General features: G+C 37.8%; 16 protein-coding genes. 3 read left to right on the top strand and 13 right to left on the bottom strand.

Annotated elements, in window-relative coordinates; translation table 11 throughout:
* Positions 1-71: 71 nt before the first annotated feature.
* The gene (locus ACY3XC_RS00755) at positions 72-1,355 is read left to right on the top strand and encodes an MFS transporter (protein ID WP_464866894.1); all 1,284 of its coding nucleotides are present in this window, start codon (positions 72-74) and stop codon (positions 1,353-1,355) included.
* Between the two features lie 41 nt (positions 1,356-1,396).
* Here ACY3XC_RS00755 and ACY3XC_RS00760 read toward each other — a convergent pair whose 3' ends face one another.
* The 4 genes from ACY3XC_RS00760 to ACY3XC_RS00775 form a co-directional block, all read right to left on the bottom strand.
* Complete coding sequence (locus ACY3XC_RS00760) at positions 1,397-1,522, bottom strand: hypothetical protein (protein WP_256989119.1); 126 nt, start codon at positions 1,520-1,522, stop codon at positions 1,397-1,399.
* A 78-nt stretch (positions 1,523-1,600) separates the two neighbouring features.
* Positions 1,601-2,500: a 4Fe-4S binding protein gene (locus tag ACY3XC_RS00765; protein WP_464866895.1), complete on the bottom strand. Its 900-nt coding sequence runs from the start codon at positions 2,498-2,500 to the stop codon at positions 1,601-1,603.
* Between the two features lie 28 nt (positions 2,501-2,528).
* On the bottom strand, positions 2,529-3,110 hold the full coding sequence (locus ACY3XC_RS00770; RefSeq protein WP_179159163.1) for a DMSO/selenate family reductase complex B subunit: 582 nt from the start codon (positions 3,108-3,110) through the stop codon (positions 2,529-2,531).
* A gap of 12 nt (positions 3,111-3,122) precedes the next feature.
* Positions 3,123-5,516: a DMSO/selenate family reductase complex A subunit gene (locus ACY3XC_RS00775; RefSeq protein ID WP_464866896.1), complete on the bottom strand. Its 2,394-nt coding sequence runs from the start codon at positions 5,514-5,516 to the stop codon at positions 3,123-3,125.
* A 258-nt stretch (positions 5,517-5,774) separates the two neighbouring features.
* On the opposite strand from ACY3XC_RS00775, the gene ACY3XC_RS00780 reads away from it, so the two are divergent.
* Complete coding sequence (locus tag ACY3XC_RS00780; RefSeq protein WP_464867446.1) at positions 5,775-6,068, top strand: DUF6509 family protein; 294 nt, start codon at positions 5,775-5,777, stop codon at positions 6,066-6,068.
* A 41-nt stretch (positions 6,069-6,109) separates the two neighbouring features.
* Here the strand turns inward: ACY3XC_RS00780 and ACY3XC_RS00785 are convergent, their stop codons facing one another.
* From ACY3XC_RS00785 to ku, 4 genes are all read right to left on the bottom strand, one after another.
* Positions 6,110-6,313: a cold-shock protein gene (locus tag ACY3XC_RS00785; RefSeq protein ID WP_464866897.1), complete on the bottom strand. Its 204-nt coding sequence runs from the start codon at positions 6,311-6,313 to the stop codon at positions 6,110-6,112.
* 119 nt (positions 6,314-6,432) lie between these two features.
* Positions 6,433-6,633, bottom strand: coding sequence for a cold-shock protein (locus ACY3XC_RS00790; protein WP_132094519.1), 201 nt, complete (start codon positions 6,631-6,633; stop codon positions 6,433-6,435).
* A 239-nt stretch (positions 6,634-6,872) separates the two neighbouring features.
* On the bottom strand, positions 6,873-7,835 hold the full coding sequence (locus ACY3XC_RS00795; protein ID WP_464866898.1) for a nucleoside hydrolase: 963 nt from the start codon (positions 7,833-7,835) through the stop codon (positions 6,873-6,875).
* A 134-nt stretch (positions 7,836-7,969) separates the two neighbouring features.
* Positions 7,970-8,890 carry a non-homologous end joining protein Ku gene (gene ku, locus ACY3XC_RS00800; protein WP_464866899.1) on the bottom strand — a complete coding sequence of 307 codons (921 nt, stop codon included), beginning with the start codon at positions 8,888-8,890 and terminating at the stop codon, positions 7,970-7,972.
* 129 nt (positions 8,891-9,019) lie between these two features.
* On the opposite strand from ku, the gene ACY3XC_RS00805 reads away from it, so the two are divergent.
* Positions 9,020-10,852 carry a DNA ligase D gene (locus tag ACY3XC_RS00805; protein WP_464867447.1) on the top strand — a complete coding sequence of 611 codons (1,833 nt, stop codon included), beginning with the start codon at positions 9,020-9,022 and terminating at the stop codon, positions 10,850-10,852.
* A 278-nt stretch (positions 10,853-11,130) separates the two neighbouring features.
* Here the strand turns inward: ACY3XC_RS00805 and dapF are convergent, their stop codons facing one another.
* The 5 genes from dapF to ACY3XC_RS00830 form a co-directional block, all read right to left on the bottom strand.
* Complete coding sequence (gene dapF / locus ACY3XC_RS00810; protein ID WP_464866900.1) at positions 11,131-12,111, bottom strand: diaminopimelate epimerase; 981 nt, start codon at positions 12,109-12,111, stop codon at positions 11,131-11,133.
* A gap of 63 nt (positions 12,112-12,174) precedes the next feature.
* Positions 12,175-12,960, bottom strand: a complete 786-nt coding sequence (locus tag ACY3XC_RS00815) for a hypothetical protein (RefSeq protein WP_464866901.1) — start codon at positions 12,958-12,960, stop codon at positions 12,175-12,177.
* 147 nt (positions 12,961-13,107) lie between these two features.
* Positions 13,108-13,887, bottom strand: coding sequence for an ABC transporter permease subunit (locus ACY3XC_RS00820; protein WP_464866902.1), 780 nt, complete (start codon positions 13,885-13,887; stop codon positions 13,108-13,110).
* Entirely contained in the window at positions 13,884-14,792 is a 909-nt protein-coding gene (locus ACY3XC_RS00825; RefSeq protein ID WP_464866903.1) for an ABC transporter ATP-binding protein, read from the bottom strand. The genes ACY3XC_RS00820 and ACY3XC_RS00825 overlap by 4 nt, the downstream gene beginning before the upstream one ends.
* Positions 14,792-14,992 (bottom strand): PLDc N-terminal domain-containing protein, encoded by a 201-nt coding sequence (locus ACY3XC_RS00830; protein WP_464866904.1) that lies wholly within the window; start codon positions 14,990-14,992, stop codon positions 14,792-14,794. The genes ACY3XC_RS00825 and ACY3XC_RS00830 overlap by 1 nt, the downstream gene beginning before the upstream one ends.
* Positions 14,993-15,017: the final 25 nt, after the last annotated feature.

Raw genomic sequence — 15,017 nt, forward strand, 5'->3', positions numbered from 1 at the left:
GATAGTTATTTTGAAATGAAGATGTCAATATTAACATTAGCACATCATGATGAAGGCGGGATAGAAGAAAAATGGATCATATTGAACAATTATGCCCAAGTTCAGAGGCTGTGAGAAATAAATCCTCTTCAGCTGGAAAAAAGAAAAAGTCAGATGAAGTTTCCAAACAAAAGTGGGCAATTCTCTCACTATCATCCATTCCGTTAGTAATGACGTTAGGGAATTCCATGTTAATACCTGTGCTGCCCTCAATGGAAAAAAAATTATCGATATCCTCGTTTCAAACGAGTATGGTTATTACAGTATATTCAATTGTTGCCATTTTCTTAATACCGGTCGCAGGCTACCTATCTGACCATATTGGCAGAAAAAAGGTAATCATTCCAAGTCTCATCATAGCTGGACTTGGAGGTTTACTATCAGGATGGGCTGCTTGGAAACTGGACAATGCCTATTGGTTAATATTAGTAGGGCGTGCACTTCAAGGGGTGGGAGCGGCAGGTGCTGCCCCGATTGTACTTCCTTTAGTTGGTGACATGTTCAAAAATGATGATGATGTCAGCAGCTGTTTAGGTCTAATTGAAACAGCTAATACGTTTGGAAAGGTTCTTAGCCCTATTTTAGGAGCTGTCCTAGCAGGATTTATCTGGTTTTTACCTTTCTTTTCATTTCCAGTGTTTTGTACTATATCGGTTATCTTGGTAATGATTTTAGTTAAGTGTCCGGAGCCTTCAAAACCAATTCCCTTTAAACAATTTTTTATTAATGTAAAGAAAACCTTTACTGAGAAAGGTAAATGGTTATATGCTATCTTTTTTATTGGCGGAATCCTAATGTTAGTGCTTTTTGGTATATTATTTTATCTATCTGAAATCTTTGAAACGAAATATGGTATTAAAGATATTAAGAAAGGTTTATTTTTGGCCTTACCACTTGGGGCACTATGTTTGTCATCCTTTATAGCAGGCAAGGTAATCAAAAAAAATAAGGTCCTCATGAAATGGATCACCTTCGGAGGGATTATTGCAGCAGCTTTATCCATTTTGGCCCTATGGTTCTCGATTAAACTCTGGTTTATGATTAGCATGTTTTTAATAGCAGGGATCGGAATCGGGGGAGGACTTCCGTGTTTAGATGCCTTAATTACTGAAGGAATTGAGAAGGAAGAGCGAGGTACAATTTCCTCCATCTACAGCTCAATGAGATTTATCGGAGTAGCAGCCGGCCCTCCGATTATTGCTTTGTTAATGAAAGGTGCTACTTACTGGATATTCATTACACTTAGCGGACTAAGTATCATTGCGGCATTTGTTGCCTTAATTGCTATAAAACCGGGAACGAAAAGTCAAAACTAAAATAGCGCTGGGGCTCCCCCAGCGCTTACCATTTTTTTATTTTATGTCTGAGGCTTCTCTTTCTTAGCCTTTTTGTTTTGAGGAGATATTTCATTGGCAAACTCTGAGTTCGTTAAACTCTTTGCTGATTGAAGACCAGATTTTGTCTTGATATTCCGTTTCGTCACATAATCACCACCTATGTTTAGATGGATTTAATTTGTCCAAATGGAACAAAATCTATGATGGTGATAAAAGGGTTAATTCTAATATGGACTTAACCAATCAGGTTCTCTATTTATACAAACATGACATTTCTCAGTTTCCACATCAAATGTATAAAAGGTATGCTCACAGTTCTTACACGTCTTCTGATGGATATTTTTTTGATCTTCGCTTTTCCTCTTAATTTCTGGTACAATCTCAAGTGCATTTTCCGGACAAACATCGGTACAAGACGTGCAACCCACACATTTTTCATTTTCAATCATTAGCTTACTGTCCTTAATATGAAAGAGGTTTTCAGGACAAAGGGTAAAGCAAGCCTGGCAGAGTGTGCATTTCTCTTTGTTTAACTTGACACCATAAAATTGATAATCCGGATAATACTTTGTTATCTTCCAGTCATCTTTCTCCATCTTCCATGAAGCTGGGGTCATATTCTTTGCTAGTTGTTTTCCTTCTTTTTGAAGTGATCCAAATAAGGCTCTTCTAGAAAGAACTTCATCCGTTACCTTCTCGTTCACTACAATTGGACTTTCATTAAGCAATTGTAATTGACTATTTGTCTCGTTTAGCACTGTTTCCCAGTCTTTGTTTAATGGCTGATGTGCTTGAATCGATGTCATTCCTCTTTTTTTATATATGAGCAATTCCTTAGTTGATGGCACATAGTTCGTATCAATAACCAGGCTGCCTTTCTCGAATACCCGATTAGTAACAATTCCCTCTATTGCAGACAACGGGCAGGCAATCATACACTCACCACACATTGTGCACTTATTTGTATCAATGATGGGTAGATTTTCCTTTACTACAATTGCTTCATGCTCACATTTTTTCACGCAATAACCGCAAGTTGACTTCCTGTTCCGCTCTCTAACACATTTAGTGGTTACAATTATTTCTTGATGCAGGCTCTCTAGCCAATTTATGAGGATTGACATCTTTTCACCCACTCATTTTTTAAAGTCTTTATACAAGCTTAGCGTCACGATGCGGCGTAATCACAATGTTTGGTTTCGTAATTGAAGGACTTGGCATCCCTTTAATTTGTCTAATTTTACCGTATTTTCTTCGCAGTTCTTCTATCGTGCCAAATTCTATTGCTCCTAATGGACATGTCGCAACACAAACAGGATCTTCTCCTTTTTCTTGGAGATCAATACAAAAATTGCATTTGTTTGATTTAAACGTTTCTTTGTTATACTGTGGTCCACCATACGGGCAAGCACTTACACATAACTGTGCTCCTGCACAAATTTCCTGATCTATTGTAACAATTCCATCCTCGTCACGTTTTACAATCGCACCTGTAGGACAGCTTTTGAGACAAGCTGGCTGTTCACAATGGTTACACGCAATCGAGAAATAGTACGACTTCACATTTTGAACAATTCCGCCGTTAGGCTGCTGTATATAAGCGCCTTCTTCTTTTGTGTAAACCCTGCGGAAGTTTATCCCAACTTCCGTATTATTCTTATCTTTACAAGCCACACTGCAAGCTTTACAGCCTTGACAGATGCTTTGATTGATATAAAACCCTATTTGACCCAAGGTAGTCACTCCTTACGCTTTTTTCACTTCAATAAGATTTGTTAATTGTGGATTTGATTTTGCTAGTGGTGTCGGCCGCTGAGACGTTAAGACGTTTATTGAGCCCCTTTGGTCCGTACCCGCTTTGTCTGGTGTATACCAGGCACCTTGAGGAATACCAGCAACACCAGGAGTAATTCGCGTCGTTACCTTGACATCAATCATCAAGCTGCCACGGTCATTAAATACATGAACTTTATCACCATCTTTAATTCCACGCTTCTCGGCGTCTTTAGGATTCAACCACATTTCTTGCTTTGCCGCTTCCTCAAGCCAAGGCATATTATCATAGGTGGAATGACATCTACGCTTATAATGCCAACTGATAAGCTGTATTGGATACTTTTCAATTAATGGATCTTCCGGGCCTTCCCATGAGGAAATATATTTAGCTATAGCTGGTATCTCCTCATGCTGGTTCATATCCCAAAGAGTCTTAGAGAATAGTTCAATTTTCCCCGAAGGTGTTTCAAAAGGGTTATTCTCTAGATCATCAATCTGTGCTTTGAAGCCAACGAGCGGTTCATCAAATTTAAAATGGTGGACACCCTTTTCGCGGAACTCTTCAAATGTCGGAAAGTTTGGATCGAGCTCTTCACGCGTTCTTTTAATACTTTCTTTTACTAAATCAAGAATAGTCATGCCCTCAGTAAATTGTTCCTTTACTCCTAACTTATCTGCCACCTCAGTAAATACATCATACTCATTTCGACATTCATAAAGAGGATCAATGGTTTTATCACCAAAAACGACGTAATCTCCAAAGCACCACGGCACCCCTATATCATATCTTTCAAAAAAGGTTGTTCCTGGCAAAACAATATCTGCATACCGGGCACTTGGAGTCATAAATAGATCACTGACACAGATAAATTCCACTTTACTTTCATCTTCTAAAAGACTTGTTGTTTTATTGATATCAGCATGCTGATTAACGAGCATATTCCCAGCCATGTTAAAAATTAATTTAATATTCGTTGTTAATTTATCTGTTCCTTGAAGCCCGTCTGCTGCAGTCATCTCGGTACCTTGTTCAACTGCCTTTGTCCAGAGGAAGCAAGGAATCGAAGACTTTATTGGATTTTCCACTTTAAAAGGATATACAATATCCGCCCGGCTCCAGTAACCTGTTCCTGCTGCCCATCCGCCCAATTTACCAACATTTCCTGTTAAACAGGCCAATTGAGCTCCTCCCCGCATAAATTGCTCACCATACGCCTGACGTTGTGCTGCCCACCCTTGTATAAGAGCTGAAGGTTTTATCGTGGCATAATTTCTGGCAACTTCACGTATTTTTTCAGCTGGCACTCCACATATTTTTTCTGCCCATTCAGGTGTTTTCGCTACTCCATCCTTTTCACCCAAAAGGTAACTTTTTAGTGACTCTTCTTTACTTATACCTTCTGGCATATGGTCGCCATCAAACCCGACACAGTACTTATCGAGAAAGGCTTGATCATGTAAATTTTCCTTTACTATGACATATCCCATAGCGTCCATCATTGCATTATCTGTTGTTGGCTTAATTGGTATCCACTCATCAGCAAATGTAATAGCTGTATCGGTATATCGCGGGTCTATCAGAATAATTTTTGCTCCATTTTTCTTTGCTCCCATTAGATACTCCCTGTAAGGAGTCGAGAAAATCATTTCAGATGGATTTTGCCCCCAAAGGATAATGTATTTTGAATGTAACAGGGAATCAAAGCTGCTCCCTGAATTGTTCGTACCATACGTATAAGGGGTCGCCACATTTCCTGCCCCTGAACTATAATCATTCCGATAATTTAAGTAACCGCCTGTAAGTGCTAATACTTTTCTAGCAGCGTTTCTTCCGCTGTGAAGCCCCCAGCTTTGTCCAGAGGCGTAATTAACATATCTAGACTCCGGACCATATGTATCCCCAATTCGTTTTATCTCGGAAGCAATCGTTTCAATAGCTTCATCCCAAGAAATTCGTTCGAACTTTCCTTCGCCACGCTTACCGACACGTTTCATTGGATATTTCAGGCGGTCTGGATGATACAATAAATTTCGATAGTTTCTTCCACGAACACAGGCTTTAAGTGGAGGAATGGAAGGGTCTCCGCTTTCCTGGGTGTCTGTTGCTACTCGTACCACCACTCCATCTTTTACATATGCTTTTATGACACATCGGCCACCACAGTTATTGATACTACAAGTAGAAACCACCTTATCCCAATCACTTGCACTTGCCACGTTTTCCCTTTTTTGCTGGTCAATCAATAATTTTGTCCCTACACCTCCAGCAATTACAGGAACACCAATTGCCCCCGACCATTTCAAAAACGTCCTACGCTGCATTTTATTAGCCAATAATTTTTTTACAGGACTATCTTTAGACATTGCTAAGTGCCCTCCTTTTTCCCTTATTGTGAAAAGATTCACAAATATAAGTATTAATTTTCACGGATCCTCTTTTTAGGACTCCCTATAGCTCAATTTTACTTGATATCTATTAAATAAATATTAAATTTCAGATCGTTCACATTTAATTCATATAACCCATCCATATTTTGATAACAATTTTCGTCCGATGGTGTCATTTATTTCTAGTTCTCCTCTAAATATGTATATAATAAAAAGGAAAATATTTTGCAAAGGATGATTTCATTGAATATTACTGGTCATACAGTTGAAAAACTTGTAGATCCATTTGGTTTATTAAGCGGCGACCGCTATGAATTTTTTCTTGAACTGGAGATAGACGAAGAGGATGAACTCTTTTCAGATAAAGGAATTGGAATTAAGGTACTTTTTGTAGTTGATGAGAAGGGATCAAGAATTTCACACTATCATCTGTATGAAAGAGGAACTGAAAAGATCTTAGATTTTGCTCTTGAAGAGGACGAGGAATTATTAGTGTTTAATTATTGTAATGGAACTCTTGATTCATAAGAAAAAGCAGAGGAATATTCCCCTGCTTTTTCTTATGTTAATTACATGAAGTTTTTACTATGATTATGAATGACTTGTAATTCTTTTGTATTAAGACTCATTTCACTTTTGCATATTGGACAGAGGGGCACTTCAGTGCTCTTAAAATTGTCACGAATCCAGCATTTACACTTCTCTGAATTACATTCCCAAATTTTAGTTTCTTCAAGCTTTACTTCTTCATCATTTCTTCTACCAAACGCCAAAATGATCACCCCTTGTACTTTTTGCAGAACCGTTTCTTATATTTAAAGCAAAATACATCTTTATAAAGATAAAAAGGTGATGCCTTATCACTGCACCACCTTTTTATTTTTTAAATAAATTAAACAGCTTTTACGTTAGAAGCTTGTGGTCCACGAGCGCCTTCAACAATTTCGAAAGAAACTGATTGACCTTCTTCTAATGTTTTGAAACCTTCTGATTGAATTGCAGAGAAGTGTACGAATACATCTTGACCGCCATCAGCTTCAATAAATCCAAAACCTTTTTCTGCATTAAACCATTTTACTTTACCGTTATTCATGAGTAGTACCCCCAAAGATTTGTTCACTTTTAGTTAATAACCATTTAAAAAATCAAAAGCCGCACTGCACAACAGGGTAATAGACATCACCCACATTTCGTGCAGTTACGACTACTTAAACCAATAAATATTTACACGAACTTAAAAGCGTATCTTCATACTACCTTATATCTTTCTAAAAGTCAATAAAGTTAATAGTATAGCATACTAGCAAGCTACTATAAATAAATAGTAATTAATTATTTTTTTCCAATATCCCCCACTAAGAAGGCATCCATAAAATTGCTGATAAACTTTTGAATGTCCACTTCCATTCCTATATAATCTAAGGTTTCTGCTGGTTCTTTATCTGGCTTTGGACGAAAGTCAGCGATACTTTTCCCTTTAGCATTTCCAAATTCCTCCACTCGCACTCTTTTCGGAATATACTTTACAATTTCAGGACTTGTTAATGCCATTAATGGGACTACATCATGCAAAGGAGCACCTTTTATACCTGGTATATTTTTTTGGTAGGCCTTAAAATAATAATCAAAGGCAGGTTTTAGTAACGGTCTAAAGGGGGTTGGACTGTTTTCATTAAGAAAATTGATGACTTCTGGTGTAATAATGGCTTTATTCGTAATGTTTAAGGGATATAAATAAACGTTATGTGCTTTTTCCATTACAATCCTTGCTGCAATTGGATCTGAATAAAAGTTAGCTTCAGCTTCAGCCGTAATATTACCAGGAACTAAAAAAGCTCCACCCATAATATAAAAAGCATTTACGTCCTTTAAAGCATCATCCCCATACAAAATAAACATGAGCGCTAACTCCGTCAATCTGCCAACATTGACAATAATCAGGTTACCTTTATATTCATTAATGATTTCGAGGATTTTATTAAAGTCATGAACCTTTGTAAATTTAAAAGTATCAGGTGGTTTAATTGGACCCAGCCCCTCCGGTCCATGAATTTCAGGATAAAACTGAACTGGTTCACCAGACAATGGACCGGCTGCTCCAGCAATGATAGGTATATCCTCTCTTCCAGCTAAGGTGAGTAAATAGGCGGTATTCTCAATTGATTGCTCTTTAGGTGTGTTTCCATATCCACTGACAATACCGACAATATTTATATCAGGATTTAATAATGCATACATGATAGCAAAAGAATCATCAATTCCAGGGTCTGCAAACAAAAGCACATTATAGGCCATTCCCTCTCCCCCGAACATCTTTAAATTTTAATTCTTCCATAATAATATGCCAAAAATGAGAGTGAAAGTACCAATTGCTTTAAGCCTAAGTACTCAAAAAGAACCGACCCGAGTTCGTCGAATCGGCTGCTTCCTCATGCTTCTTTTTTTACTTTTGGTGCAGCCTTTTTTCTTGGTGCTGCAGGCTTTTTGGCTATCGTTTCCTTTTTCGCTATTGTTTCTTTCTTTACAGTTGTTTCCTTTTTTAATATAGGTTCTTTTCTTCCAGATGATTCACCACTTGGTTTAGTCCTATCAATAGACGCCTGCAGAGCAGCCATTAGATCGGTAACATTTGAAGGTGTCTCCTTCGCTGTTGGTGTCACGGTTTCTTGTCCAGTACGTTTTGCTTCAATTAATTCAAGTAATGCCGTTCGATACTCATCTGTATATTTTTCAGGTTCAAATTCAGATGTTAATTGGTCAATTAGCATAATGGCTGTATCTAATTCTTTATCGGTTACTTTATCGTCCGGTGGAACATTGGGAACATCAGCTGAACGGCGAACCTCATCTGGAAAATGGATTGTTTCCATTACTAATGTATTATCATAAACACGAATAACTGCCATTTGCTCTTTTGACCGAATAATGATTTTTGCGATTCCCACTTTATGTGATTCCTGAAGAGCTTTTCGCAGCAAAGAATAGGCTTTACCTCCACCTTCATTTGGTGACATATAATAACTCCGGTCAAAATATATAGGGTCAATTTCTTCCATTTTGACGAAATCAATGATTTCTACAGCCTTCTCTTCATTTTCCTTGCGAAGCTTTTCGAGGTCCTCATGGTCAAGAACGACAAATTTACCTTTTGTATATTCGTATGCCTTAACGATGTCCTCTGGCTTTACTTCCTCTTCACATGCCGTGCATATCTTTTCATATTTAATCGGAGCATTGCATTTATTATGCAGAGTCCGAAGTTTAATGTCTTTATCCTCAGTGGCCGTATGAAGCTTTATGGGTATATTCACGAGCCCAAAACTAATGCTGCCTTTCCACATCGTATGCATAGCGTCATTCTCCAATCTTTTTGTTATTATGTTTGCTTTTATTAACCGACTCCATTCCTAAAAACAATTGGTAAAGGATGATTCATTATGGTTTGTAACAAAATAAAGAAAAAGAAAGGAAATACACCAATGAAACCGATGCTGCCAACACTAACCTTTGATTTAACCATTCAACCTGATTGGCTGTACGAGGTTAAATATGATGGGTTTCGGGCTATTTTGAATTGGGATAAGAGCGGGATTACATTAACTAGTAGAAATGATAAGCCATTGCTAGCTCAGTTCCCGGAAATAAAGGAATACCTAGAATCTCACGAGGAGTTATTTCAACCGCACCTTCCCCTTCGCCTTGATGGTGAGCTGGTATTTCTAGAAAGTCCCTGTAAGGCAAACTTTGCTGCCATCCAGGTTCGCGGCAGGTTAAAAGCACCTAAAAAAATTGCTGAACAAGCTTCTAAATCGCCTTGTCGATTAATGGTCTTTGATATCCTTGTAAGGGCAGGGAAAGCTATACATTCGAAACACTTCGACAAACGGAAAGATGAGCTTATTAACCTTTTCAAACAACTTAGTCTTCCAATAGCAGCAGATCCATATAGTGAACATTTAATTCAGCTTGTAGAGGCTAATACAGATTTTAATAAGTTATGGGAAAACGTTGTATTACAGGATGGGGAAGGAATAATTGCTAAACATAAAAATAGCCTTTGGGAGGAAGGAAAAAGGTCGTTACAATGGTTAAAATACAAAAATTGGAAATACGTCTCCTGCTTTATTACTTCTTTTGAAAAAACAAATGGATACTTTTATATAGGAGTGTATAAAGAAGGGGAAATTCATGGAATTGGTCATGTGCTTTTTGGTTTTAAGCCTGATGAAAAGTCAGCACTTCAAAGTACCATCAAGCAGAATATGGTTCGTGAGGACAGTCAATTTATCTATGTTGACCCGGCTATTTGTCTAGAAGTTAAATATCTTGAGCTTTATGATAACCAGCTGCGCGAGCCTCATTTTCATACCTTCCGCTTTGATTTAAAGCCGAAAGAATGTACATATGAACAATTTATTTTTAAACAAAAAAACTTACCTGAGGATTTGGATATTACGCATCCTGATAAGCCTCTATGGAAAAATCATGATATACAAAAGGCAGACTTTATCCTGTATTTAAGAGAAATTTCACCTTATATGCTCCCTTTTTTAGAAAACAGGATTTTGACCGTTATTCGTTACCCTCATGGCATGTTTGGTGATCCTTTTTATCAAAAGAATTGTCCAGATTATGCACCAGATTTTGTGCAGACACATCAGGCTGAAGGAATCGACTATATCGTTTGCAACAATTTAAAAACTTTGATTTGGCTGGGAAATCAGCTGGCGATTGAATTCCATATCCCTTTTCAAACCATTCACAGTAAGGGAACTAGTGAAATTGTCTTTGACTTAGATCCTCCCTCAAAGGACGAATTTCATTTGGCAGTAAAAGCCGCTTTGTTAATCAAAGAGGTCCTTGATCAATTAAATCTCATTGGATTTGTAAAGACATCAGGAAATAAAGGATTACAAATCTATCTGCCGCTCCCTGAGAATGTATTTTCCTTTGAAGATACACGTCTATTCACGAGCTTTATTGCCGATTATTTAATATCTATGGATCCTGATTCGTTTACCATCGAACGTATGAAAAAAAATCGTGGAAACCGTCTTTACGTTGATTATGTGCAGCATAGTGAAGGAAAAACGATAGTTGCCCCATATTCCATGAGGGGCAATGAACATGCCGGGGTTGCTACTCCACTCTATTGGGAAGAAGTGTGTGATAAACTGAATCCCGTCCACTTTACGATGGAGAATGCCCTGAATCGTATTCGAAAACAAGGCGACCCGTTTAAAAATTACTTTCACACCAAATCTATTCAGGCCTTTGAACCCGTGTTAGAAGTATTAAAAGCTAAGAAATAACTCATAGTGACCGCGCACTTGTTATTAATCAGGTTTCGGTCACTATAAACCCAACCCTAAATCCTGCATTGACCCAAACTCCTTTTCAACAAGCTTTTCGGTCACTCCAGACTATCTGCATTGACCACAATTCATTTTCAACAAGCTCTTCGGTCACTCCAGCCCGCCTGCATTGACCCAAATTCAAGTCCAATAATCTCTTCGGTCACTCCAGATTACCTGTATAAACCAAAAAAATAGTTAAGGTCACATAAAATTTCTATGTGACCTTAACTATTTTACAATCCTGCTCTGTTCAAATAGGCCTGAGCTTCTGCTTGTAGTTTTTCGTAGGTTTGCTGTTCAGCAAAATCTTCCTTCGAACTTACTTCAAAAGTTTTCCGAGCCAAATCAACTTCAACCTGTGCTTGGTATAAGTAAGTTGCATTTCCAATCAAATCAATGTAGTAATCCTCATCATTTTCGTGAACTACACATTGCACTTTCCCACCATTATTATAGACATTAATTACATCTTCTACTTCATTTAACCCTTGTAGACAGGTGACTAATGAAGATGCAGACATTGCTGTTCCACAAGCATTTGTGAAGCCTACTCCACGCTCAAAGGTATTTACATAAATACTTCCCTCATCCAAAGATTTAACAAAGCTGACGTTTACGCCGTCAGGGAACAACTCATTTGGATTATTTACCTTCTCACTTATCTCTTTTTGCACTCGGGATTTCAATTGCTCTGTTTCCACAATCGAGATTAAATGTGGATTCGGCACCGCAAGCGCAGAAAATTTCAACTCCTGTGATAGCTCAGGGATATTTTCATTTATTAGGTTTGGTTCATTTAGATTCAATGGCAGGTCACTTAAAAGGAATGAAACGGGTGAAATCTCTACTTGGTAGGTAGTCACAGCGGGAAAGATATCTTGCTGTTTACTTACCTTTAAATCCGCCTTCATTGTTTCAATAACCGCTTCACTTTGCCCCTGCATTTCACAAACATATCTGGCAACCAACCGAAGACCGTTTCCACACATTGATGCCTCTGAACCATCAGTGTTAAACACCCTCATTCTCCCGTCAGCAAGATCACTTTTCATAATAAACAGAATACCATCTGCACCTAAATCAGAATTTCGGTTACATAATAAACTTGCTAGCTCTGCTCTTTCAGTTTCTGAAAAGGAATATGGATTGGATATTTCATCTATTAGAAGAAAATCATTCCCTGAACCATGGCCTTTAATTAAATCAATTAGCACAACAAAAACCTCCGCAATTTTGATACTTAATTCTATCAAATATGTGGCAGGAAAGACACTCCCTTACCTTTCAATAAAATATTCATTAATCAAAAAGGACATCCTCAAAAGCTTGTCCTTTTCTGATAAAGTATCTGAAAGCGAAAGGACGGGAGTATTTGGTTCCGGAAAACGACCACTCCATTCAACTGGCATCCACCCGCGTCTCAGCCGGCAGACCTGCAGTCTTGATTGATTATAAACTCGCTCATCCATATAATATGCCGAACCTTCCACAGCGCCAATGTTATGACCACTCTCATCGATCATTTCTTTCTTCTCTTTCAACCAAGATATTTTTTCTTTTTCATAGCAGCCTACAAAGTTCATATTTCGATCATAAACCTCAACGACTAACCTCTTTGACTGCTTTATTTTATAAAATCCAACAGTCTGTTCTTGTTTATTATAAAGCGCGTATATTCTCGATTTTCTAAACAAACGAAAACCTTTTTGCTTATATTTCTTAATCATTCCTGCTTGATGCCCATCAGGAAAAAAGAGATGTAAACTCGGCTGTTGGTGGTTCATGAAAACAACAACCAGGTGTTTTGCTTCAAAAATATTTTGGTAATAGCTTTGCAATTGTGTCATAGTACGCTCGATTGACACAGATTGCTTCACCCTATAAAGATAGATTTGAAAACTAATAAGGCTGTAAATAATAAAAGGTATCATTAATAACATAATCTGTTTATTTTGAAAATAATATAGATTCCCAACTCCTATGATGATTGCAGGAACAAGCGCTGCTATGCTTCCATTTAAGGTTATATTGGCACTGCCACGGTAAAATTCATGTATTTTCATCTAGAAAAAACTCCTTATCTGCCCCTTCTTATATTTATTCTATTAAACGTGGACAAAAAAAATGATAGGAGTTTTTTCGTTAAATTAGTAGAAATGAAGAAGCCATTTGCTGGCCTCTTCATTTCTATTGCTATATTTCAACTAAAATCATGAGGCAAGCTCTTTTTTCTTAAATAGAAACACACTTAACCATAATAGGATGACAATGAGGAGGATGCCTATTAAACTAGCTGGTAGCGTATCATCGGGAACTACCCCAGTAGTTAGCAAAGCCCCTGCATAACTAGTTAATTGCGAAGGGCTCCACTCTAGTAAGTGAGAAAGTGCCCCGCTAATAATACTTACTACCAGTGCAAGTGACAGCGATATGAATCCTGCCATACCAGGAGACAAGAGAGCTGAACTAAAAAATACAGTTACAGTTAATATGATAGTTAACCATAATCCATATAGAACAAACGATTGGAAAAATTCCTCGAAAGCTACCCACTCAAATAACTGACCTGTATAATACCAGGTTGATAAATACCCAATAAATAACGAAAACCACACTAACAAAAGACTGCCCGCCCATTTAGATGTAACATAAGACAGATAGGAGACCGGTTTTACTAAAATCATGGCTGCCACCCCACTTTTTCGTTCACCGGCAATCACACCCATAGTACCTAGAACAATGATTAAAACCCCAATTGTAGAGTATTGGCTGAGCCCTGAAGCTAATACAGCACCAGCTGTTGGAGTTGGTATTTCAAAGACCGATCCTTCTGGCAAACCACCAAATGATTTGAGAATTTGTGGTAAATAATAACTCGTTAACGGCTCTGATACGCCTAATAAGAAAAAGGTAATGGGTACCCAAATCCATTTAAAATTCCTCCACATTTCAAGAATCTCTTTTTGAAAAAGTGTCATCCATTGACTCATTTTCCCACCACCTTCATAAATATGTCCTCAAGTGTCATACTGCTCATTTCAAATCTATCCAATTGCCATTCTTTTTCGAGAACCATCATTAAAAATTCTTTACTGGCAAGCTCTAGATTCGTAACAAATACACTAATCCGATTTCCATCCACCAATATTGACCGAGTTGAGGGATGGTTTTTAAGTGCTCTCTCCATCTCCTCCGTTTTCTTTTGGAAAATCAAGTCGATTTTTGGCTGCTGGTGCCGCTCACGCAAGTTCTCCATTGTCCCGGACTCAACAATTTCTCCATTATGTAGAAATAATATTTCATCACATACTTCCTCAGCATCATTCAGGATATGAGTAGAGAATAGTATCGTTGTCTCCTTTTTTAATCCCTCTAGAAGCTCGAGTACTTCTCTTCTGCCAAATGGATCTAATGCAGAAACTGGTTCATCCAGCATAACTAACTGCGGACGGTGAATGATTGCCTGTGCGATTCCGAGCCTTTGTTTCATTCCCCCAGAGTATTTACCTACTCTTCTATTTTTCGCGTCACTGATTTCAACTAGTTCAAGCAGCTCCAAGGAACGTTCCTTTGCTTCCTTACTTGTTAGTCCACCAAGCTTTCCCACATATTGAAGAAATTCGAAACCAGACATCCAGTCATAAAAAACAGGGAACTGAGGCAGGTAGCCAATTAAATGGCGAATGTCCCCATCTTTTTTAGCATCACTAAATGAAATAGTCCCCGCAGTCGGTTTCATTAAACCTGAAAGCATCCGCAGTGTTGTCGTTTTACCTGCCCCATTTGGGCCTAAAAGGGCAATACACTTGCCCTTTTCCAGCTTAAAATCCAGACCCTTTATTACCTCATGACCTTGAAAACTCTTTTTTAGCCCTTTAATTTGTATGAGAGACATTAATCATTTCTCCTTCCAATCACAAAATAGAGAATGGGTCCAATAATATTTACAAATACAATAATAAATATCCAAAGAATCTTCGGACCATTTGTTTTTTCGATTCTGAATATGTCTACGAGTGATACGATTAATAAAATTAGTTGGATAATAAATAATGGCGCAATTAACCCCCAGTTAATTCCTTCTAAAAATTCCATGTTCATTCCCCCTTGTTTTGCTTTG

This window comes from Bacillus sp. CZDM1, from assembly GCF_055502545.1.